The sequence below is a fragment of the Agrobacterium genomosp. 2 str. CFBP 5494 genome (assembly GCF_900013495.1).
In the GTDB taxonomy this organism is placed as follows: domain Bacteria; phylum Pseudomonadota; class Alphaproteobacteria; order Rhizobiales; family Rhizobiaceae; genus Agrobacterium; species Agrobacterium pusense.
This window is the reverse complement of record NZ_LT009719.1, coordinates 642155-662846: the sequence shown is the minus strand read 5'-3', so window position 1 is coordinate 662846 and position 20692 is coordinate 642155. Positions and strand designations below refer to the sequence as shown.

Sequence of the window (20692 nt, the reverse complement as noted above, 5' to 3'; positions counted from 1 at the left end):
CGGCTATGGATGAGCATAGACAATGAGAACGAAGAAGTGAATTAAGGGCATTTGGTGGATGCCTTGGCATGCACAGGCGAAGAAGGACGTGATACGCTGCGAAAAGCCGTGGGGAGCTGCGAATAAGCTTTGATCCATGGATCTCCGAATGGGGCAACCCACCTTAAATGCTTGGAAAATCCAGTCTGTTTTAACGAACGGCCTTTTCCAAGCATTGTGATAAGGTATCTTACTTTCGAATACATAGGGGTAAGAAGCGAACGCAGGGAACTGAAACATTCTTAAGTACCTGCAGGAAAGGACATCAACCGAGACTCCGCAAGTAGTGGCGAGCGAACGCGGACCAGGCCAGTGGCAATGATGAATAAAGCGGAACGATTTGGAAAAGTCGGCCATAGAGGGTGATAGCCCCTTACGCGTAGAACAGTCATTGTCCTTGAGTAGGGCGGGACACGTGAAATCCTGTCTGAACATGGGGAGACCACTCTCCAAGCCTAAGTACTCGTGCATGACCGATAGCGAACAAGTACCGTGAGGGAAAGGTGAAAAGCACCCCGACGAGGGGAGTGAAATAGAACCTGAAACCGGATGCCTACAAACAGTCGGAGCCCGCAAGGGTGACGGCGTACCTTTTGTATAATGGGTCAACGACTTAGTGTAACTAGCAAGCTTAAGCCGGTAGGTGTAGGCGCAGCGAAAGCGAGTCTGAATAGGGCGATTGAGTTAGTTGCATTAGACCCGAAACCGAGTGATCTAGCCATGAGCAGGCTGAAGGTTGGGTAACACCAACTGGAGGGCCGAACCCATAACTGTTGCAATAGTTCGGGATGACTTGTGGCTAGGGGTGAAAGGCCAATCAAACTCGGAAATAGCTGGTTCTCCGCGAAATCTATTTAGGTAGAGCGTCGACCGAATACCCTCGGGGGTAGAGCACTGGATGGGCTATGGGGACTCACCGTCTTACTGATCCTAACCAAACTCCGAATACCGAGGAGTACTAGTCGGCAGACACACGGCGGGTGCTAACGTCCGTCGTGAAAAGGGCAACAACCCTGACCTCCAGCTAAGGTCCCCAAGTCATGGCTAAGTGGGAAAGGATGTGAGGATCCCAAAACAACCAGGATGTTGGCTTAGAAGCAGCCATCATTTAAAGAAAGCGTAACAGCTCACTGGTCTAAATAAGGGTCTTTGCGCCGAAAATGTAACGGGGCTAAAGCCATGCACCGAAGCTGAGGATTTGCAGCAATGCAAGTGGTAGCGGAGCGTTCCGTAAGTCTGTGAAGGCGGACCCGTGAGGGCTGCTGGAGATATCGGAAGTGCGAATGTTGACATGAGTAACGATAAAGGGAGTGAGAGACTCCCTCGCCGAAAGACCAAGGGTTCCTGCTTAAAGTTAATCTGAGCAGGGTTAGCCGGCCCCTAAGACGAGGCGGACACGCGTAGTCGATGGGAACCACGTTAATATTCGTGGGCCTGGTGGTAGTGACGGATCTCGTGTGTTGTTCAACCTTATTGGATTGGTTGGGCGGCGAAGAGGTTCCAGGAAATAGCTCCACCGTATAGACCGTACCCGAAACCGACACAGGTGGTCAGGTAGAGTATACCAAGGCGCTTGAGAGAACTATGTTGAAGGAACTCGGCAAATTGCACGCGTAACTTCGGAAGAAGCGTGACCCTTTTGTACGCAAGTATGATGGGGTGGCACAGACCAGGGGGTAGCGACTGTTTATCAAAAACACAGGGCTCTGCGAAGTAGCAATACGACGTATAGGGTCTGACGCCTGCCCGGTGCTGGAAGGTTAAAGGGAGGGGTGCAAGCTCTGAACTGAAGCCCCAGTAAACGGCGGCCGTAACTATAACGGTCCTAAGGTAGCGAAATTCCTTGTCGGGTAAGTTCCGACCTGCACGAATGGCGTAACGACTTCCCCGCTGTCTCCAACATAGACTCAGTGAAATTGAATTCCCCGTGAAGATGCGGGGTTCCTGCGGTCAGACGGAAAGACCCCCGTGCACCTTTACTATAGCTTTACACTGGCATTCGCCAAGGCATGTGTAGGATAGGTGGTAGGCTTTGAAGCAGGGACGCCAGTTTCTGTGGAGCCATCCTTGAAATACCACCCTTATCTTCGTGGATGTCTAACCGCGGTCCGTTATCCGGATCCGGGACAGTGTATGGTGGGTAGTTTGACTGGGGCGGTCGCCTCCGAAAGAGTAACGGAGGCGCGCGATGGTTAGCTCAGACCGGTCGGAAATCGGTCGTCGAGTGCAATGGCATAAGCTAGCCTGACTGCGAGACTGACAAGTCGAGCAGAGACGAAAGTCGGTCATAGTGATCCGGTGGTCCCGTGTGGAAGGGCCATCGCTCAACGGATAAAAGGTACGCCGGGGATAACAGGCTGATGACCCCCAAGAGTCCATATCGACGGGGTTGTTTGGCACCTCGATGTCGACTCATCGCATCCTGGGGCTGGAGCAGGTCCCAAGGGTATGGCTGTTCGCCATTTAAAGCGGTACGTGAGTTGGGTTCAGAACGTCGTGAGACAGTTCGGTCCCTATCTGCCGTGGGTGTAGGAATATTGACAGGATCTGTCCCTAGTACGAGAGGACCGGGATGGACGTATCTCTGGTGGATCTGTTGTCCTGCCAAGGGCATAGCAGAGTAGCTATATACGGAATGGATAACCGCTGAAGGCATCTAAGCGGGAAACCAACCTGAAAACGAGTGTTCCCTATCAGAGCCGTGGAAGACGACCACGTTGATAGGACGGGTGTGGAAGCACAGCAATGTGTGAAGCTTACCGTTACTAATAGCTCGATCGACTTCTTCGTTCCCATTGTTCATGCTCATCAAGCGAAGCTTGATGATCTGTTCTGTCTTCACGCTGACGTGGCCTTCGGCCACTACGCTGCAGACGGCGCGCCAAACGATTGGCGACGGACTAGCGTCCTGTATGGGCGCCACGCTCGACCTCGAGCAAGGCAACATACGGATAAGTCACAGAAACGACGTGTAAATTAAATAGAGCCTTGAGCTCTCCAGCTTCTCGAAAACAACGTTCATGTGAAAACATGAACAATGTTGCGTTTTGCCGACCTGGTGGTTATCGCGGGGCGGCTGCACCCGTTCCCATTCCGAACACGGCCGTGAAACGCCCCAGCGCCAATGGTACTTCGTCTCAAGACGCGGGAGAGTAGGTCGCTGCCAGGTCTGCAAAACGCATCAAAATCTTCTCATCACATCCCTCGGCCCAGCCGAAAAAAAAGGGCCGCCAAAAGCGGCCTTTTGCAGTTTAAGACAAAACTTAAGGAAAACGCCAAGTGCGTCCCTTACAGGAGATAAATTGCTCCGCAATTTACTCCGGCAAAGATCCGTCGTCGCTAAAGCAACGACGTAACCGCGACATTCGGCCTTGCCGAATGCGCTGGACGCGGGGTGGAGCAGCCCGGTAGCTCGTCAGGCTCATAACCTGAAGGCCGCAGGTTCAAATCCTGCCCCCGCAACCAATACAACAATCCAAAACAAAACAGATAAACCACACCCAAAGCCACCCTTCACGCACAAGCACCCGCACTGAAACTTGCAAATTCGCCCATTCAAGTCGCTTCTCAAAAAGCTCCTCCGCGTAGCCGTCGAGGAGCTTTTTTTGTTTTTGCTGCGTGTCGATCTCCCCAGCTTCCATGACCTTTGACCTTGCCCCCCAAATTTTATCCAGTGTTGGGTTTGCTCCAACGTTTTTGGGTTGCTGTATTCTGGGAGGTAGCGGCGGGTTGCGGTGCGGAGCCATTCCGGCTGCGCAGCACCGCATCACGTCGCGTCGCGGGTTGATTGTCTGAGCGAAGAACTCGGCGGGTGTCAGCCACACGAGTCCAGAGTTTAGTCGATGATCGTTGTAATCGCTGCGCCAGTTTGAAGACCCAGATCGGGCCTGGATCAGTGACGAGAAGAGCGTTTCATTCAAGAACTCGTCTCGCAGCCGCCCATTGAAGCTCACGGATGAAGGCGTACTGGATCGGTTTGCCTGGCGCGATATAGTGAGGCAGCCTTGGTCCGATCTGTCCATTGCAGGATCGCCTTGCCGGTGAACTCGCTGCCATTGTCGCTGACGATCATCTTCGGCTTGCCCCGTCCCTCGATTATCTGCTCCGCCTCACGAGCGACCCTCAAGCCGGAAAGAGAAGTATCGGCGATGAGTGTCAGGCACTCCCTGGTACAATCGTCGACGACGGTCAGCACCCGGGACCTGCGGCCATCGGTGAGTTGAGCCGAGACGAAGTCCAGCGACCAGCGATCATCGGCGGCAAACGGGATCAGCATCGGTGCACCTGCACCGATCGCGCGCTTGCGGCCACCGCGCTTGCGCACGGTCAGCTTCTCCCCCCGATAAAGCCGGAAGAGCCGCTTGCGGTTGACAAGGTACCCCTTCTGCCTGAGCAGCACATGAAGCCGCCGATACCCAAAACGGCGGCGTTCATTCGCCAGCGCCTTCGCTGCGCTTGGTTTCGAAACGGGTCGTCATTCGGCAGAAGCCCACGGCTTTACACGTCCGCCATTCACTCATCTCGTGGTGATCAATGAGATTTCAATAGCTTTCCGGCTCGCTGCGGGCGTCACACTTCTTTGCCAAAAGGTCTTTCAAAGCCGCATTGTCTAGCATCGCATCCGCCAGGAGCCGTTTCAGCTTCGTGTCCTCGTCTTACAGCGTCTTTAGCCTTGGCTTCGGATACATCCATGCGTTCCCTGTGCGCCCGGACGACGCTTTCGCTTTTCGCTCTTTCTGCGTCACTTCGTTGAAATCCGGGTGCTTTCCGGGTGATCGACCGACGGATGGATGGGAGAAAGTGGAACCCGATGGACCGCCTGAGCTGCATCACAGGCGTTCCATTGCGCGGCACGCCGCCATCCTGGGGCCAGTCTCACCACGGTTAATTCAGTCTCAGGCCCGATCCGGGATCAAAGACGTGAATATCAGAAGAGGCGACTTCGACTCCGATTATTTCGCCAATTGCTGGTCGTATCTCGGCGGGCACGGAAATGTTGATCTCGTGGCGATCATTCTTGAGGCAGATAAGGCGTGTCTCGCCGTGGAACTCATTGCGCTCAACGGTTCCACGAAACGCTTTGGCATCGTGGTTCAAGCGGAATGATCCCGGCCTGACCCCGACGGTGACCTCACCCGAGCGCAGACCGGCAGGGGCAGCAAACTTCACGAGATCGTCGCCGACGCCCTCCGGCGTCATCTGCAATTGCAGGAAATTCATGTTCGGAGTGCCAATGAAGCCTGCGGCAAAGATGGTTCGCGGTGTCTGGTAAAATCTCTTCAGGCGTGCCCATCTGCTCGATCCGTCCGTCTTTCATGAGGACGATACGATCGGCAAGCGTCATGGCTTCGAGCTGGTCATGAGTGACGTAGATGCTCGTCGTTTTCAGGTCCCTGTGGAGCCGTGCGATCTCAACACGCAGACTGCCCCGGAGCTTGGCGTCGAGGTTCGAAAGCGGCTCGTCGAAGAGAAAAACTTCCGGCGTCTTGATCATGGCGCGGGCAATCGCCACACGCTGTTGCTGTCCGCCCGACAGTTCCGTGGGCTTGCGCGCAAGGTAGACGCCAAGTCCCAGCGCATCGACCACGGGTGCAAGACGCTGATCGATTGCAGACTTTCCAATACCGGCCCTCTCGAGCCCGAAGGTGATGTTGTCCCGTACGCTCATATGAGGGTACAGCGCATAATTCTGAAACACCATGGCGATGCCCCGGTCGCCGGGGTCGCGGTCGTTCATCCGCTCGCCGCCGATGAGAAGATCTCCGCCGGAAATTTCCTCAAGCCCGGCAATCATTCGCAGCATGGTGGATTTCCCGCAGCCTGACGGTCCGAGAAAGACGACGAATTCGTGGTTATCGATCTTGAGGTCAAAATCCCGCATGACCTCCAGCGAACCATAGACTTTCCGGATTCCCCGGCATTCGACGGTGGCCATCAATGCGTCTCCCCATTCATCACGATCTGCAGCTTCACATCTTCCGGCCGGCCTTCGGCCGCCCTCTCGAAAGCGGCAATCGATTGATCGAAGGCATAGGTGCCGGAGACCAATGGTTTCAGGTCAACCTTGCCGGCGGCAATCAGCGCCAAAGCGCGATCGAATACGTTGGCGTAGCGGAAAACCGTCTCGATACGGCATTCGCGGAAGCAGGCTGCTGCAAGGTCCACGGCGACGGGTTCCGGCGGCAGGCCGACGATAACAACCGTTCCGCCTGGGCGGACGACCTTGAAGAGATCCCGGACCGCAGCCGGCGCGCCCGAGCATTCGAAGACTATGTCCGCTCCCCAACCTTCGGTTTCCTCATTGACCGTCTGAACGAGATCAACCTCCTTCAGGTTGACACCGGTTATGCCACCATAGCTTTCGGCAAGTTTGAGCTTGGTCGCGGAAATGTCCGAAATGAACACCCGAGAGCAGCCACCGGCCAGAGCGGCGAGCGCCACCATGATGCCGATCGTCCCGCAGCCGGTAACGACCGCGGTATCGCCAGGCGTGATGTTGGCCCGGGCGGCCGCCTGCATGCCCACGGCAAATGGTTCGACCATCGCCCCTTCGGCAAAGGAGACATTGTCCGGCAGCTTGTAGGTGAAACTCGCCGGATGAACCGTTTCGGGGCAAAGCACACCGTGCACCGGTGGCGTCGCCCAGAAGGTGACAGCGGGATCAACATTGTAGAGGCCGAGCCGCGACGCGCGAGATTTCGGATCGGGAATGCCGGGCTCCATGCAGACGCGGTCGCCGGGCTTCAAATGCGTTACATTGGCTCCGGTCTCGATGACAGTCCCCGCGGCCTCGTGGCCGAGCACCATTGGCTCATTGACGACGAAGTCACCGATGCGCCCGTGCGTATAATAATGCACGTCGCTGCCGCAGACACCGACGGTATGCAGACGAATGCGAACGTCATCCGGCCCCAATTGCTGCGGAATTTCGATGTCGCGCAGGGAGAGTTCGCCGACACGTTCGAGGACAAGTGCTTTCATGGGTCAGTCAACCTCGATCAGTTTTCTTGGAAAATGCGGCATTGAGGCCACCTGCAAGCACGCCGAGCAGGATCAGTGGCGGCAGCGACAAGAGGACGACGGCAGCGTTGAGGATACCCCACGGCACGTTCATGCCGAGCTGCGACATTTCGGACGCGATGATCGGCAGGGTTTTCGCCTTCGAGGTCGTGAGCATCATGGCAAGCAGGAACTCGTTCCATACAAGAACGAATGAGAAGGCGACCGCGCCAAAGACCTGGAAACGGGCAATTGGCAGGGCGATGCGGAAGAACGTCGCATAGGGACCAAGTCCATCCACCCGGGCAGCCTCTTCAACGTGAAGGCTGACGCGCTCAAAAGCCGGCACGGAAAGCCATATGGTTATTGAAGCGGTGACGATGAGATAGGTCACGATCAGCGACAGTCTCGTGTCGTAGAGATCAAGACCAAGCCAGATGACCAGCATGGGAATGGCGATTGCGACGGGCGGCAGGAAACGGAGCGACAGGACAAAAAACTGCGCCTCCGCCGTGATCCTGTTCTTGAATCGGGCAATCACATAGGCGGCGGGCACACCGAGTACTGCGCCGAGGACGACCGCACTCGAGCAGATGATCAACGAGTTGGTGAGCGCGCGCGCGACCGAACGGCGATTGAGCACATAGCTCATATTGTCGAGGACAGGCTGGAAGACGAGTTTGGGCGTCGATACCAGCAGGTCGGCATTGGTCTTGAAAGCGTTGAGCAGGGTCCAAAGCAGCGGCAGCACGACAAGTGCGGCGGCCAGAACCAGCAACACCCTGAGGAAGAAAGTGGAGACTTTCATCGGTTCAGCCTCTTCCACGTAAAGGTAAAAGTGACGATCGTCAGGACCATCATGATGACAGCCATGGAGGAGGCGTACGAAATCTTGCCGGCTTCGATGAAGCCCTGAGAATAGGCGTACATGTCCAGCGTCTCGGTAGAGATGCCGGGACCACCGCGCGTCATGACGTAGACGAGATCGAAGGAGCGCAGGCTCTCGATAGCCTTAACGAGGAGCAGGCTGATCAAGGGCGCTTTCAGCATCGGAAGCGTTACGAAACGATGGATTTCGAAGCGGCTCGCGCGATCGATACGTGCGGCTTCCAGCGGCTGCGGCGGCAGGGATTCCAGAAGCTTCAGGATGATGACTGCAAAGAACAAACCCCACTGCCAGACATCAACGAAGGCAACGGCAAGAAGGGCGCCGAGGGGTGTCGACAGAATATCGGGCGTAATGCCGGTGAGTTCCCTGACCGGCCAGGTCAAGGCGCCGTAGAGCGGATGAAAGGCGAATTTCCAGACGAAAGCGGCGCAAACCCGTGGCAAAAGAACGGGAATGATGAAAAGCACGCAGAGAACGTTTCGTACGCGAGGGCTTGCGGCCTCGAACATCGCAATCCCGAGAGCAAGCCCGGTCACCATGGTCATTGAGACGCTGATGACCTCCCACTTGAAGGACACCCAAAGCGCGTTCAGAAAACGTGCATCTGAAAACAGCGCGGCATAATTGGCAAACCAGACGTAGTCCGCGTCGGGCGCAGACAGCGTGCGGTTTTGCAGGGAGATGTTGATGGCGTAGACCGTCGGCACGAGCGCCAGAACGATCAGGATGCTGAGAGTGGGTCCAAGAAAGACGTAAGGCAGCGAGCGGCCGCGGCGCATGGCAGATCCTCGGGTGGGGAAAAGGGGGCGCGTCACTGGACGCGCCCGTCAGACGGCTTGGGAGGCGTCAGAGTTTGGCGGCGAAAGCTTCGAGTTCGTTGAGCGTCGCCTTGATATCGGTGCGGCTGCCGGTGATCAGCTCTTCGAGCATGATGCCCCACTGGTTGCCCAGTTCCTGCCAGCGCGCATCCTGCCAGAAGGTCACGGTGGTCTTTTCACCGGTCGCGGCCATGGCATCGGCAAGGTTCTGGCCGAAGGTCTTGGCATATTCCGGGCTCTGGTAGGTGCTGGTGCGCGTCAGTTCGCCCGGCTGGCCGGCGGCGAGGCGGCGTGCTTCCTGTTCCTTGGATGTCGCCCAGGCAACGAAGAGACCGGCGCAGGCCTTCTCCTCGTCAGTCTTGTTGGCCTTGGAAGCAATCGCAAAACCATGGGCGTAACCGGCGCCGGGCAGCGGCGACGGCGGAACCGAGAAAGCCACCTTGTCCGCAACCTGGCTCTGGGCCTTATCGACGGACATGCCGCCAAGAGGTGCGGATTCGATGATGATCGCCACCTTACCGGAGCGGAAAGCGCCGGTGGACTCGTCCCAGGAGCCGGTCTGCGTGCCCGGTGCGGAATATTTGAAGAGCTCGAGATAGGTCTCGGTCGCCTTTACGGCCGCATCGGAATTGAAGGCAGGCTTGCCATCCTTGAACCACTCGCCGCCATTTGCCTTGAAGAAGGGCATCCAGCGCCAGACATTGGCGCCTGAACCGCGCTGACCGCGCAGGGCAGTGCCGTAGACGCCATTGGCCGGGTCATGCAGCTTCTTCACGGCGGCAAAATATTCGTCCCATGTCTTTGGCGGGGCGATGCCCGCCTTTTCCAGAAGGTCGGTGCGATAGACCATCAGGTCGCCGCCGCCCTGTACCGGTGCAAACCACTCCTTGCCGTCGTAGGTCGCAGCGGCGCGCATGCCGGCGTCGAAGTCCTTGTAGTCGTATTCTGCCGGGTAAAAGCCTTCGAGCGGAACGATCCACTTTGACGAGGCAAAAAGCGCCAGATTGGCTTCGTCAACGTAATAGACGTTGAAGCTACCGACTGTCGAGGCGTCGGCCTGCGACTTTGCGCGGCGATCATTCTCGTTGAGATAGCTGATCTCGAAGCCTGCGCCGGATAGTTCTTCGAACTCGTCGACATATTTTTCGAGAAGGGTCAGTCCGTCGCGCGGCTGTGCCAGAACACGCACGTCGCTCGTGCATTGTGCGGCGGCAAACGCGCTGGACGCGGCAAATAGGGCAACAACCGCGCAGCCTGCGCGGAGAGCATTGAGTGTCATGATGTCCTCCCTTGGTGGCAACTCCCGTGCCATCGACGCGTCCAGATTTGCGCAAGCGACGGGCGCAAACTAGTTGGCGTCAGTCACAGAACTGGTATTATCTTGACATTTGTGCGCCATAACATGAGCAGATGAATGCGTATTGCATCAGACTTTCCTCAATCAGTATCTGAGACCTTCACCGCTACGCGCGAGCAGATCGTCTTGCCCCGAGGCGCTTCCTATCTGATCCGCCGGGACGACTATCCCAACCCGATCTGCATCTGGCACTATCATCCCGAATGGGAAATTCACTTCATACCTGATGCTACCGGCTTCGCTTATGTGGGAGACTACATCGGTTCGTTCCGTCCGGGGCATCTGGTGCTCACGGGGACAAACCTTCCCCATAACTGGATTACACCGGGCGCGCCGGCCTTGCCCGGCCGTGACATGGTCCTGCAGTTCGACGCGGATGCCTTGATTGGCGTCCGCTCGGTCTGTCCGGAGTTTGACGTGCTCTACCGACTGAAACCCCTGGCGCAACGCGGGATCGAGGTTCTGGGGGCAGACGCGTTTATTATTGGGGCGAAGATCCTCAGGCTGCATTCGGCAGGACACCGCGGCGGACTGGGCCTTTTTCTGGAAATCCTCGAGGATATCGAAACAGCCGCCGAGAAGCGGCTGCTCGCCAGCGAACACTTCATATCCGTTTATAATCAGGTGTCTGACCGCAGACATCGCAGGATCGATCAGGCGATCCAGATACTGCAATCGAATCCTGCCGCGCAAATGCAGGAAGTGGCAGAACTGGTCGGCTTCGAGCCCTCCGCATTTTCGCGTGCCTTCCGGCGCCTGACCGGCATGAACTTCTCCGACTATAGCCGTTCGGTGCGTGTGTGGCGCGCGAGAACCCTGCTTGCGGAGACCGAGACATCGATTACGGATGTCTGTTTCGAGGCGGGCTTCAACAACTTGTCGAACTTCAATCGTTACTTTCGGATGGAGATGGGGCTTACACCTCGAGCCTACAGAAAGGCCGCTCGCATCAGGGCGAAATCCGTTATCCCAGGACCATCAGCGAAATAGGGTTTGCCGATGGCCTGAACGGGCCTGCGTGTGCAACGCTTTCTGACGCGGATGCGTTCTATGCCGCCAGCGTTCGTCTTTCATCGCTGTGGGGTATGCCGCAAAGGCGGGCGGATACCTGGACCTATGGGCGCCATCAACAGGAGGAGTTCATGCACACAGGTGTCAAGCAGCTGATCGGAGCGCTAACGCTTGCGGTTGCGCTATCGGCGCAATCCGCTTCCGCCGCCAGCCCAAAGCCGGTGCCGGTTGGGAGCGATCATTACCGCGGCAAGTGGCTTGAGATTGGCCGTATGCCGATGCTGCTCACGGACGGCTGCGTCGCCGGCTATTCGACATACCGGCAGGGCAGGGCTGCAAACGAGGTTCTGGTGGAAGACGGCTGCCGGGTCGACACTCCGCAGGGCCGGCTGAAAACCATCAGGGGCGTCGGCAAGATAGAAGACTTCGGTTCTGCGAATGCAAAGATGCGGGTTCGCTATCCTCTCCTCATCACTTTCAACTATTGGGTCCTGTATAAATCCCCGGACAAATCGTGGTTCATCAGCGCCAATCCCTCCACGGATGACGTGTGGATCTACGCCAGAAGCGTTCCCTCCAAAAGCAAACTTCAAAGAATGATCGCAGAAACGCGCAAGCTGGGTTACGACGTCAACAAGCTTGAGTTTCCAGCTCAGCGCTAAAGGACCCTGACGATGCTGCATTCCCTCGCAAATGGTTACAGGGCGATCGTGATAGGGGCATCCGGCGGCATAGGAGGGGCTTTGCTGTCTCTTCTTCAGACAGATCCTCGTTGCGCGCTCGCCCTGCCACTCTCGCGCAGCGGAGGTGATCTTGATACCATCGACGAGGCGAGTGTCGCCGGGGCTGTCAGCCGTCTGTCAGATCAGCGCGGCTCGTTCGATCTGGTCTTTAATGCAACGGGTGCGCTGACGATCGATGGCGTCGGACCGGAAAAGACGATCAAGGCGATTGATCCTTCCCAAATGGCCAAACAGTTCGCTGTCAATTCGATCGGACCAGCCCTGCTGCTGAAGCATTTTGCGCCGCTTCTGAAACGGGAGGAACGGTGCGTTTTTGCCTCGCTGTCCGCACGCGTCGGATCGATAGGAGACAACAGACTGGGCGGCTGGATTTCCTACAGGGCATCGAAGGCCGCCCAGAACCAGATAATCCGAACGGCGGCGATCGAAATCGCGCGTACCCATCCGCAGTCCATCGTGGTGGCGCTCCATCCGGGCACGGTGGATACTGACCTCTCGCAGGCCTTTTCAAAGGGCCGGGAGCGCTTTTCACCGAAACACGCCGCAGAAAGTCTCCTGGCAACGATAGATGGACTTACGCCCGCCCAGACAGGGCAGTTCTTCGCCTATGACGGCCGCAGGATAGAGTGGTAGGGCCGTGACAGCGGCGAAGGGAGGCGCAAAACACCTCCGTCAAGTGATTAAACTCTACCTCCCGGGGTCCGCTGCAGCCGATCATAGGAACTGGCAGGTCTCCGTTACCGCGACGCCAGGAGATCATCTGTTTCCCGGTACCTGTCCGTGTGAAAGCCCAGCTTTATCAAGCCACGGCTGACCTCCGCCGCATTCATGAATAAATCCCAGATCAGGCCGCTGCGATAGTTTTCCATCATAGCAACCACAGGCCCCTGATCGATGGCGAGATGGGTTTTTGAAACCCAGCCGGTGGACGGCTGGAAGGAATCCATCAGGCCGAAACGACCCCTTAGTGCGCCGCCACGCCACTGCAGAAAGCGCACAGCCGCCCGTATCGATCGAACCGGCAGGAACGGCATGCTGGAGAGCGCAGCCGTCGTGGCAATGATGCCATGGTCATCGGTTGGAGAATTGACGGCATACCCCTTCGGCCCGTCGCAGGCCGATAGACCCCATCCGTCTTCCGGCGCATAACGGGTGCTGCAATACCGATAGTTGATGAGGCTATGGGCATGGACCTGCTCGAGATAATCACTGCAATAGGCATCACCCAAACCGCGCGGATCGAGAGTGCAGAATGAATATTGCGACAGGAAGAGCGGACCTCCATACGGCTCGCCGAGCGGCAGCCTGACGCCAAGATATCTCGCGCCGTTTCTGATCTCGCCATCGCGCGCCCAGCCGGAGTGGTAGGAGACCGGGTTTATTGCATGCGCGGCCGATCCTGCCGCAAGAACGTAAGTGACCAGAGCCTCGTTCCATCCCGCAATCGGCAGGTTCTTCGCCCAGCCGAAGCGGGGGCTCCAATGCCAGTAGAGAGGACCGGGCTTTCCCTGTGTAAACCAGTTCCACTCCACTGCCTCCACGATGTCGGTAACCGACCGGCGCAGATCCATTTCCGTTGATGTCGGCTCGTCAAAGAACTCGCGGGCGCAGATCAGTGCCTGAACCAGAAGTGCAGTCTCAACGAGATCGCCGCCGTCATCGAACTTCGCAAATGGAATTGTCTTTCCGCCGGAGCTGTGGACAAAATGCGGAAAAGCGCCGTGAAATCGCTTCACCGCGCCGAGAGATCGCAGCATAAGGTTCGCCCGATCGATCGCCTCCTGCCGCGTAATCCAGGACCGGTGAACGCCGACAATGAGCGCAAGAAATCCGAACCCCACCCCCGATATGGATGTGATTTCGTGGATCGTCTGACCATCTGATCCCATGCGGTCCCTCGGAAGTCCGCTCTCGGGATGGCTGCCGGACCAGAAGTAGTCGAAGGTAGTGCGATGCAAGTCATCAAGTTCAGCAGAAAATTCGTCCGTCACCTCAAACCTCGAATGATCCGCAGCAAATCGCAACCACATCCGCAAACAGGCTTATCCGACTTGGTCATTGATTCCAAATACCCGTGGAAGTGGTGGACATCGTATTGGTAGACAAAATCGGGGCCGGCTTCTGTCTCGCGCCAAGGGAACATCGTCGGGTCAGCTTGGTTGAAATCTGTGACCACATCCGATCATATAAGATCAGTTAGAGACCAAAGCTCCCATGATCCTATCAATTTCCGGCCTCAGAAAGACCTATCAGACCGCCGAAGGGACGATACCGGTTCTCAATGGCGTTGATCTGAGCGTTGACGCGGGAGAGAGCCTTGCATTGACGGGAGAATCCGGCAGCGGCAAAAGCACGCTCCTGCATCTTGTTGGCGGCCTTGATCTGCCCGACAGCGGCACCGTCAGGGTGAACGGCCGTACGATCACCGATCTTAACGACAGAGACCGCGCAACATTTCGCCGGCATGACGTCGGTTTGATTTTTCAGCAGTTCAATCTGATTCCGAGCCTCGATGTCGGCTCCAATGTCTCTTTCCACGCAAAGCTCGCGGGCCGTTTTGATCGGACGTGGGAAAAGACACTGGTCGAAGCCCTGGGAATTGCGGCGCTCCTCGACCGTTATCCCGAGCAGCTCTCGGGAGGGCAACAGCAGCGGGTTGCGATTGCAAGGACGCTTGCGGCCCGGCCGCCGCTGATCCTTGCCGACGAACCGACCGGCAATCTCGACGAGAACACCGCAGATATCGTTATCGACATCATGCTGCGACTGACGACGTCAGCGAAAATCGCGCTTCTGCTCGTCACCCATTCCAGCCGGCTCGCCGCAAAACTTGATCGGCGCATTGCCCTCAGCGGCGGAAAGGTGTCGCAATGAACGCGACCGCCTTCAGTGCGCTGCTCTCGCACTGGCGCTACAGACCACTGCAATTCTTGATGCTCGTCATGGGCGTGGCGCTCGCGACAGCGCTATGGTCTGCCGTACAGGCCATCAATTCCGAAGCGCGTGCCAGCTATGACAGGGCGGCCTCGCTATTGTCTCAAAACCAGCTGGATCAGCTGGTCGCCAAAGACGGCGGCATGATTGCCTTGGAAACCTACGCCAGACTTCGCCGGGCCGGCTTGGATGTCTCTCCGGTCATCGAAGGTCAACACCGGTTCGGGGCGACGCGTATCAGGCTGATCGGCATTGACCCGTTGACGATGCCCTCGGATGGTTCGTTACTTCCCCCTTCGGACCGATCCGGCCTTATAGACTTCATGACGGCGCCCGGCGTTATGATCGTCTCACCGGCGACGGCCAGCGCCTTAAAGGATACGGCGGGTCTTGCCGTCAGACCGACGGCCAATATTCCCGACGGGGCGGCTTTCGTCGACATTTCCACTGCCGCCCGCATCCTCGAACGCAAAGGAGATCTCAGCCGGATCGTCATTTCACCCTCACAAGCAGTGGATCGTCAGGCAATCGCGGTTGCCGCACCGGACCTGACAATAAGAGAAGCGGGCGGGCGATCGGAGGTTGCGCGGCTCACCGACAGTTTTCATCTCAACCTCACGGCATTCGGCTTCCTTGCTTTTGTCGTTGGTCTGTTTATCGCCTATTCCGCAACCGGTCTGTCATTCGAGCAGAGGCGAGGCACCTTCAGAACCTTGAGATCGCTCGGCATCTCGCTCGGCTCACTCACGGTGATGCTCGTTTTTGAAATTACGCTTTTTGCCCTCTTGTCCGGCGCCTTTGGCGTCGTTCTCGGCTATGTCATCGCTTCTGCACTTCTGCCAGGGGTTGCCGCGACGCTCAGTGGGCTTTACGGGGCGAGCGTTTCAGGCTCACTTTCCATCAGGCCTGAATGGTGGCTGGCTGGTCTAGGCATGGCGCTGATCGGGACGTGGCTTTCCTCGCTGCAACATCTATGGCGTGTCTGGCGGATGCCGATATTGTCCGCGGCGCATAGCCGGGCATGGACAATGGCATCGGTCAGGGGGCTGGTGCTACAGGCAACAATCGGCACATTTCTGATCGTGCTGTCCGGCCTGCTTGTCTGGACTGGCAGTGGGCTCCTATCCGGATTTGCGGTTCTGGCCGCGCTCCTGCTCGGCGCGGCGTTCATTCTTCCTCCTTTTCTCTCCTTTGCCATGAAGACAGGCGAACACGTTTCCCGACACATACTGGTGCGATGGTTCTTTGCAGATACGCGTCAGCAATTGCCCGGGCTCTCCCTTGCTTTGATGGCATTGCTGCTTGCGCTATCGGCCAATATCGGCGTCGGCACGATGGTCTCGAGCTTTCGAGAGACATTTCTGGGTTGGCTCGATCAGCGACTTGCAGCAGAGGTTTATGTGACAGCGCGAGACGAGATGGAAGCCGAGAAGCTACGCCAGTGGTTGCCTCAACATACACGCGCGGTTCTGCCCATCTGGAGCAGCCGTGGTGACGTCTCAGGCGAACAGGTCCAGATTTTTGGTGTCGCCGATGATCCTACCTACAGGGATCATTGGCCGTTGATCCTTCGCTCGCCCACGACCTGGGATGAAATTGCGAGCGGCCGGGGCGCAATCGTCAATGAGCAGTTGTGGCGGACCGGCAAGGCTTCACCTGGCCAGAAAGTCCAATTGCCAGGTGGCTGGAGCGCTACCGTCGTCGGCGTATTTTCGGATTACGGCAATCCGTCCGGACAGGTGATTATCGGCATTGATGCTCTTGTTGAGCACTATCCGGATGTCGAAAAACTGCGATATGGCCTTCGCCTTGCGCCGGAGGAGGTGGCGGATTTTCGACGCAGCCTGATGGACGAGTTCGGCCTGCCGGAAGCCAATATCGTTGACCAGACATCTCTTAAGCGGCAATCCGCAGCCATTTTCGAGCAGACCTTTGCGGTGACGGGCGCCCTGAACGTCCTGACGCTCGGCGTTGCCGGTTTTGCGATGTTTTCAAGCCTCTTGACGCTCGCCTCACTCCGGTTGCCGCAACTGGCCCCGGTCTGGGCGCTCGGACTTCGCCGTCGTGATCTGGCGTGGCTGGAGTTTATCCGCACACTCGCTTTGTGGTTCATAACTTTCGTGGCCGCCATTCCCGTCGGGCTTGCTTTGGCCTGGGTTCTCCTCGTGATCATCAATGTGGAAGCGTTCGGATGGCGGCTGCCGATGATCCTCTTCCCGATGGAATGGCTGAAACTGGGCCTTGTCGCCCTCGTGGCCGCCATCATGTCGGTTTTGATCCCGGTCCGGCGATTGGCGAAAACGACACCCACGGACCTTCTCAGGATATTTGCCAATGAACGCTAGGCCCATCATTCGTCTTTTTTTCGTCTGTTGTCTTCTCGCGCCGGCGGCATCGGTAGCGCAGGGTTTCGCCGGACTGGGGTCGAATGCGGAAGGCTTCAGCGTTCCACGACGAGGGGTGCCGCTTGTTTTTCCACGGGAGCATGGGCCGCATCCGGACTTCAGGATCGAATGGTGGTACGTCACCGCAAACCTCCAGACCGCCGATGGCGAGCAGCTAGGGGCTCAATGGACGCTTTTTCGTTCGGCGCTCCAGCCCGGCGAGAGCGCCGGATGGGCGGATCCGCAGATCTGGCTGGGCCACGCCGCCGTGACAACCGCCAGCCGCCATTATGCTGCCGAAAGACTGGCGCGCGGCGGCATTGGACAGGCGGGTGTCGGGGTCGCTCCTTTTAAGGCGTGGATAGATAATTGGGAGATGAAGACGGCAGTGACTGGACATGCCGACCCTCTCGATAAAATTGATTTGAACGCCAGCGGCAAAGGTTTTCATTATCAGCTCAAACTTCAGGCGAACGGCCCGTTGGTTCTGCAGGGGGACAGGGGCTTTTCGGTCAAATCAGCCGCCGGGCAGGCCAGCTATTATTATTCCCAGCCCTTCTACGAGGTCAGCGGCAACGTCGTTCTTGAGGGCCGGGTCCTGCAGGTGACAGGCAAAGCCTGGCTCGATCGTGAGTGGTCATCCCAGCCCCTCGCTTCCAATCAGACGGGGTGGGACTGGTTTTCCCTCCACCTCGCATCCGGCGAAAAGGTGATGGCGTTCCGGCTGAGAGATGACGAAGGAGCTTATACTTCTGCCAACTGGATTTCGGCCGATGGCACGACCTCGCCGGTCGATCCCCGGGAGATACAGATTTCGCCCTTGCGGACCGCAACGGTGAACGGCAAGGCGGTTCCGGTAGAATGGAACCTGAAGATTCCAAGCCGGGGTCTCGAGATCAAAACGATGGCGCTGAACGAGCAGGCATGGATGGCGACTTCGACCCCTTACTGGGAGGGACCAGTCGAATTTACGGGAACGGCCTCGGGACGAGGCTACCTGGAAATGACCGGTTATTGAACTCGGCTCTTAAGCGTCGGGGGTCTCACCCGGGGGAAAGGGCACCTATCTCTCTTCAGACTATTAATCAGACGGTCCTTGCAAGCCGCCTGATGGTTTGCGGCGGTTGTCCATACTGCCGCATGAAGGCATCGCGCATGCGCCGAAGATCGACAAAACCACTTTCGCGCGCGATCTGATCCATCGGGTGCCGGGTCTCCTCGATCATCAGGCGGGCTGCCTCAAGGCGGATTTGCTCCACGGCCTTGGCGGGTGTCTGGCCGGTTTCGGCATGAAACGCACGGCTGAACTGGCGGGGCGAGAGTGCCGCGACCTCAGCCAGTTCCTCGACGGTCAAAGGGTTGGCAAGATGTGTCTTTGCATGGATCAGCGTCTTCTGGATGCGGTCACTGCTGGGTGCAAGTTGGAGCAATTCAGAATGTTGCGACTGACCGCCGGCACGGCGATGATGCATTACAAGTCTTCGGGCTATCGCGCCTGCCACATCGCGTCCCAAATCTTTTTCGATCAGTGCCACTGCGAGATCCAGGCCGGCGGTCAGGCCGGCCGATGTCCAGACCGGTCCCTCGTTGATGAAGATGCGATCGTCTTCAACGCGCACCTTTGGGAAGGACCTGCGCATCTCCTGCGCATAGGACCAGTGGGTGGTTGCGCGCCGTCCGTCGAGAAATCCCATTTGCCCAAGCAGAAACGATCCGGTGCAGAGCCCTGCGACCCGCCGCGATGCCCTGGCCATTGCGCGCAAGGTGGCAAGCGTTGCTTCATCCTGCTGCGGAGGCGAAAGGAGGCCTGCCAGAAGAAGCAGTGTATCCACCTGTCCCACCTCATCGAGTTTTGTGGTCGGTACGGAAAAACCGCTGGACGACATGACAGGGCCACCTTCGACCGAGGTGATCGAGAGCGTATAATAGGCTTCATCCCTCAACACATTGGCCAACTCGAAAGCAGCTTGGACGCCCAGCGCGAGAAACTGGAAACCCGGCGTCAGCACCATGGAAATATGAGGCACCCGTTCCTCCTATCCTGTGTCTTAAAAACGTAGTTTATACGTCATATCGGACAAATGTCATCTGGTCCATAACGTCCGTGTCGAAAGCGATGGCGCTTTCCCCCGAACAAGGAACAGACCAATGACCACAAAGGGAACTGCACTTATCACCGGCGCCTCAACCGGCATCGGCGCGATCTACGCTGACCGTCTAGCCGCGCGCGGTTATGACCTGATCCTTGTAGCCCGAAACGGGGACAAGCTGCAGTCGCTCGCCTCTGAGATATCGAACAAGACGGATCGTGTGGTTGAAGTGCTTGCCGCCGATCTGGGCGATACGGCCGATCTTGCCCGCGTTGAAAAAGTGCTGCGTGAAGACGCCAACATCACGGCGCTGGTCAACAACGCCGGTATCGGCACCCACACGACGCTGCTGGAAAGCGATGTCGATCGCATGGAAGCCATGGTCCGGCTCAACGTGACCGCTTTGATGCGCCTGACATACGCGGCAGTGCCAGGCCTGGTGGCGCGCGGCGGCGGCACGGTGATCAATATCGCTTCGATCGTTGCGGTTGCGCCAGAACTGCTCAACGGCGTTTACGGTGGTACCAAGGCTTTTGTGCAGGCGTTTACCACATCGCTCAATCACGAACTCGCGGACCGTGGCATCCGGGCGCAGGCCGTCCTGCCCGGTGCCACCCGGACCGACTTCTGGGCAATCGGAGGCCTGCCGGTCGAACATCTTCCCGACGAGATCGTCATGCAGGCCGAGGATATGGTCGATGCCGCGTTGGCCGGGCTCGATCAGGGGGAAACCAGCACCATTCCCGCGCTCAGGGATATCGAGCTATGGCACGCCTATGAGGCGGCACGTCTCGCGCTCGGCCCTCAGCTTTCCGCCACCCGGCCGGCAACGCGTCTGATCGCGGCAGCCTGAAACGTCCGCGCCCTTTATGGTTTGAGACAATCGGAAATCTTCGCCGCAGCGTATCAATCGGCGAACGGCACGGTGGCCTCGCTTGCCCATGGACCACCGAGATATCTCCACAGGTCAAGCCCTACAATCGTGATGTCGTGGGGAGAGAAGCCATCTGCAAGCGTGCGATAAAGCTCGTTCGCCTTCGCTCGCGAAGCCTTGTTTTGAACCGTGATGTGCGGTCGCCACGCCTGCATGTCTTGGGAGCCAAGCCATTGGACGAAATCGCTCCGCATGGCACCACGAACCGAGTTCAGCGTCGCGCTTTCGATCGTGAACGCGACGCCAGCACCGAGGTGACGGACACCGCTGACTTGTGCCGAGATCACGCTGGTACCTTTCGCAATGGATCGTAGGCTCTCGCCAATTACGTCCACGTATTCGCCTGGCAGGCGGTGAAACATCGTCAGATGCGCCCGCAGGAAATTCCGGTCCTGGGGGAAATATTGCTGACGAAGCAGATCGAAGGGCATGAGATCGTGCTCTGCGATGCGGGCTGTCAGGATCATCGGATGGCGTGTCTTCAAATTAGCGGA

General features: G+C 57.8%; 15 protein-coding genes, 1 tRNA gene, 2 rRNA genes and 2 pseudogenes. 10 read left to right on the top strand and 10 right to left on the bottom strand.

The window, feature by feature from the left end; all coding sequences use genetic code 11:
• The first annotated feature begins 30 nt into the window (after window positions 1-30).
• The 3 genes from AGR2A_RS17860 to AGR2A_RS17850 all read left to right on the top strand — a co-directional run bounded on the left by AGR2A_RS17860 (window position 31) and on the right by AGR2A_RS17850 (window position 3504).
• Window positions 31-2829: ribosomal RNA gene (locus AGR2A_RS17860) — 23S ribosomal RNA — on the top strand.
• A 264-nt stretch (window positions 2830-3093) separates the two neighbouring features.
• Window positions 3094-3208 (top strand): 5S ribosomal RNA (gene rrf / locus AGR2A_RS17855).
• Between the two features lie 219 nt (window positions 3209-3427).
• Window positions 3428-3504: transfer RNA gene (locus tag AGR2A_RS17850), tRNA-Met, on the top strand.
• On the opposite strand, the gene AGR2A_RS29895 is transcribed toward AGR2A_RS17850, so the two are convergent.
• The 7 genes and pseudogenes from AGR2A_RS29895 to AGR2A_RS17815 form a co-directional block, all read right to left on the bottom strand.
• Window positions 3483-3680: a hypothetical protein gene (locus tag AGR2A_RS29895; RefSeq protein WP_045535705.1), complete on the bottom strand. Its 198-nt coding sequence runs from the start codon at window positions 3678-3680 to the stop codon at window positions 3483-3485. The two genes, AGR2A_RS17850 and AGR2A_RS29895, sit on opposite strands and share 22 nt — an antisense overlap.
• A gap of 25 nt (window positions 3681-3705) precedes the next feature.
• Window positions 3706-4731, bottom strand: a pseudogene (locus AGR2A_RS29155) (IS3 family transposase); the annotation flags it as partial.
• A gap of 192 nt (window positions 4732-4923) precedes the next feature.
• Window positions 4924-5974: pseudogene (locus tag AGR2A_RS17835) on the bottom strand (ABC transporter ATP-binding protein).
• Complete coding sequence (locus AGR2A_RS17830; RefSeq protein WP_004438046.1) at window positions 5974-7020, bottom strand: NAD(P)-dependent alcohol dehydrogenase; 1047 nt, start codon at window positions 7018-7020, stop codon at window positions 5974-5976. The pseudogene AGR2A_RS17835 and the gene AGR2A_RS17830 overlap by 1 nt, the downstream one beginning before the upstream one ends.
• Window positions 7021-7027: 7 nt before the next feature.
• Complete coding sequence (locus tag AGR2A_RS17825; protein WP_072493662.1) at window positions 7028-7846, bottom strand: carbohydrate ABC transporter permease; 819 nt, start codon at window positions 7844-7846, stop codon at window positions 7028-7030.
• Window positions 7843-8706 carry a carbohydrate ABC transporter permease gene (locus AGR2A_RS17820; RefSeq protein ID WP_004438055.1) on the bottom strand — a complete coding sequence of 288 codons (864 nt, stop codon included), beginning with the start codon at window positions 8704-8706 and terminating at the stop codon, window positions 7843-7845. The genes AGR2A_RS17825 and AGR2A_RS17820 overlap by 4 nt, the downstream gene beginning before the upstream one ends.
• 67 nt (window positions 8707-8773) lie before the next feature.
• The gene (locus AGR2A_RS17815) at window positions 8774-10024 is read right to left on the bottom strand and encodes an ABC transporter substrate-binding protein (protein ID WP_004438056.1); all 1251 of its coding nucleotides are present in this window, start codon (window positions 10022-10024) and stop codon (window positions 8774-8776) included.
• 135 nt (window positions 10025-10159) lie between these two features.
• On the opposite strand from AGR2A_RS17815, the gene AGR2A_RS17810 reads away from it, so the two are divergent.
• The 3 genes from AGR2A_RS17810 to AGR2A_RS17800 all read left to right on the top strand — a co-directional run bounded on the left by AGR2A_RS17810 (window position 10160) and on the right by AGR2A_RS17800 (window position 12489).
• The gene (locus tag AGR2A_RS17810; protein WP_072493661.1) at window positions 10160-11092 is read left to right on the top strand and encodes an AraC family transcriptional regulator; all 933 of its coding nucleotides are present in this window, start codon (window positions 10160-10162) and stop codon (window positions 11090-11092) included.
• Between the two features lie 152 nt (window positions 11093-11244).
• The gene (locus AGR2A_RS17805; protein WP_072493660.1) at window positions 11245-11775 is read left to right on the top strand and encodes a lipocalin family protein; all 531 of its coding nucleotides are present in this window, start codon (window positions 11245-11247) and stop codon (window positions 11773-11775) included.
• Window positions 11776-11787: 12 nt separating this feature from the next.
• Window positions 11788-12489: an SDR family NAD(P)-dependent oxidoreductase gene (locus AGR2A_RS17800; protein WP_034498453.1), complete on the top strand. Its 702-nt coding sequence runs from the start codon at window positions 11788-11790 to the stop codon at window positions 12487-12489.
• Window positions 12490-12593: 104 nt separating this feature from the next.
• Here AGR2A_RS17800 and AGR2A_RS17795 read toward each other — a convergent pair whose 3' ends face one another.
• Window positions 12594-13745: a glucoamylase family protein gene (locus AGR2A_RS17795; RefSeq protein ID WP_072493692.1), complete on the bottom strand. Its 1152-nt coding sequence runs from the start codon at window positions 13743-13745 to the stop codon at window positions 12594-12596.
• Between the two features lie 325 nt (window positions 13746-14070).
• On the opposite strand from AGR2A_RS17795, the gene AGR2A_RS17790 reads away from it, so the two are divergent.
• From AGR2A_RS17790 to AGR2A_RS17780, 3 genes are read left to right on the top strand one after another with little or no spacing between them, the layout of a single operon-like run.
• Complete coding sequence (locus tag AGR2A_RS17790) at window positions 14071-14730, top strand: ABC transporter ATP-binding protein (protein WP_034498451.1); 660 nt, start codon at window positions 14071-14073, stop codon at window positions 14728-14730.
• Window positions 14727-17135, top strand: a complete 2409-nt coding sequence (locus tag AGR2A_RS17785; RefSeq protein WP_072493659.1) for an ABC transporter permease — start codon at window positions 14727-14729, stop codon at window positions 17133-17135. Before AGR2A_RS17790 ends, AGR2A_RS17785 begins: the two co-directional genes overlap by 4 nt.
• Window positions 17125-18192: a lipocalin-like domain-containing protein gene (locus tag AGR2A_RS17780; RefSeq protein WP_072493658.1), complete on the top strand. Its 1068-nt coding sequence runs from the start codon at window positions 17125-17127 to the stop codon at window positions 18190-18192. The genes AGR2A_RS17785 and AGR2A_RS17780 overlap by 11 nt, the downstream gene beginning before the upstream one ends.
• Before the next feature lie 67 nt (window positions 18193-18259).
• Here AGR2A_RS17780 and AGR2A_RS17775 read toward each other — a convergent pair whose 3' ends face one another.
• Window positions 18260-19201, bottom strand: coding sequence for a GlxA family transcriptional regulator (locus tag AGR2A_RS17775; protein ID WP_234797359.1), 942 nt, complete (start codon window positions 19199-19201; stop codon window positions 18260-18262).
• A 121-nt stretch (window positions 19202-19322) separates the two neighbouring features.
• On the opposite strand from AGR2A_RS17775, the gene AGR2A_RS17770 reads away from it, so the two are divergent.
• A complete protein-coding gene (locus AGR2A_RS17770; protein ID WP_072493656.1) occupies window positions 19323-20117 on the top strand; it encodes an SDR family NAD(P)-dependent oxidoreductase in 795 nt (264 codons plus the stop codon).
• A gap of 53 nt (window positions 20118-20170) precedes the next feature.
• Here the strand turns inward: AGR2A_RS17770 and AGR2A_RS17765 are convergent, their stop codons facing one another.
• Window positions 20171-20683: a 2'-5' RNA ligase family protein gene (locus tag AGR2A_RS17765; protein WP_234825317.1), complete on the bottom strand. Its 513-nt coding sequence runs from the start codon at window positions 20681-20683 to the stop codon at window positions 20171-20173.
• Window positions 20684-20692 lie beyond the last annotated feature (9 nt).

What these genes read in the sequence shown, in the direction of transcription:
- AGR2A_RS17790 (WP_034498451.1), top strand. Translation starts at nt 14,071, where the DNA reads ATGATCCTATCAATTTCCGGCCTCAGAAAGACCTATCAGACCGCCGAA.
- AGR2A_RS17830 (WP_004438046.1), bottom strand. Translation starts at nt 7,020, where the DNA reads ATGAAAGCACTTGTCCTCGAACGTGTCGGCGAACTCTCCCTGCGCGAC.
- AGR2A_RS29895 (WP_045535705.1), bottom strand. Translation starts at nt 3,680, where the DNA reads ATGGAAGCTGGGGAGATCGACACGCAGCAAAAACAAAAAAAGCTCCTC.
- AGR2A_RS17785 (WP_072493659.1), top strand. Translation starts at nt 14,727, where the DNA reads ATGAACGCGACCGCCTTCAGTGCGCTGCTCTCGCACTGGCGCTACAGA.
- AGR2A_RS17810 (WP_072493661.1), top strand. Translation starts at nt 10,160, where the DNA reads ATGCGTATTGCATCAGACTTTCCTCAATCAGTATCTGAGACCTTCACC.
- AGR2A_RS17795 (WP_072493692.1), bottom strand. Translation starts at nt 13,745, where the DNA reads ATGGGATCAGATGGTCAGACGATCCACGAAATCACATCCATATCGGGG.
- AGR2A_RS17770 (WP_072493656.1), top strand. Translation starts at nt 19,323, where the DNA reads ATGACCACAAAGGGAACTGCACTTATCACCGGCGCCTCAACCGGCATC.
- AGR2A_RS17820 (WP_004438055.1), bottom strand. Translation starts at nt 8,706, where the DNA reads ATGCGCCGCGGCCGCTCGCTGCCTTACGTCTTTCTTGGACCCACTCTC.
- AGR2A_RS17815 (WP_004438056.1), bottom strand. Translation starts at nt 10,024, where the DNA reads ATGACACTCAATGCTCTCCGCGCAGGCTGCGCGGTTGTTGCCCTATTT.
- AGR2A_RS17805 (WP_072493660.1), top strand. Translation starts at nt 11,245, where the DNA reads ATGCACACAGGTGTCAAGCAGCTGATCGGAGCGCTAACGCTTGCGGTT.
- AGR2A_RS17780 (WP_072493658.1), top strand. Translation starts at nt 17,125, where the DNA reads ATGAACGCTAGGCCCATCATTCGTCTTTTTTTCGTCTGTTGTCTTCTC.
- AGR2A_RS17800 (WP_034498453.1), top strand. Translation starts at nt 11,788, where the DNA reads ATGCTGCATTCCCTCGCAAATGGTTACAGGGCGATCGTGATAGGGGCA.
- AGR2A_RS17825 (WP_072493662.1), bottom strand. Translation starts at nt 7,846, where the DNA reads ATGAAAGTCTCCACTTTCTTCCTCAGGGTGTTGCTGGTTCTGGCCGCC.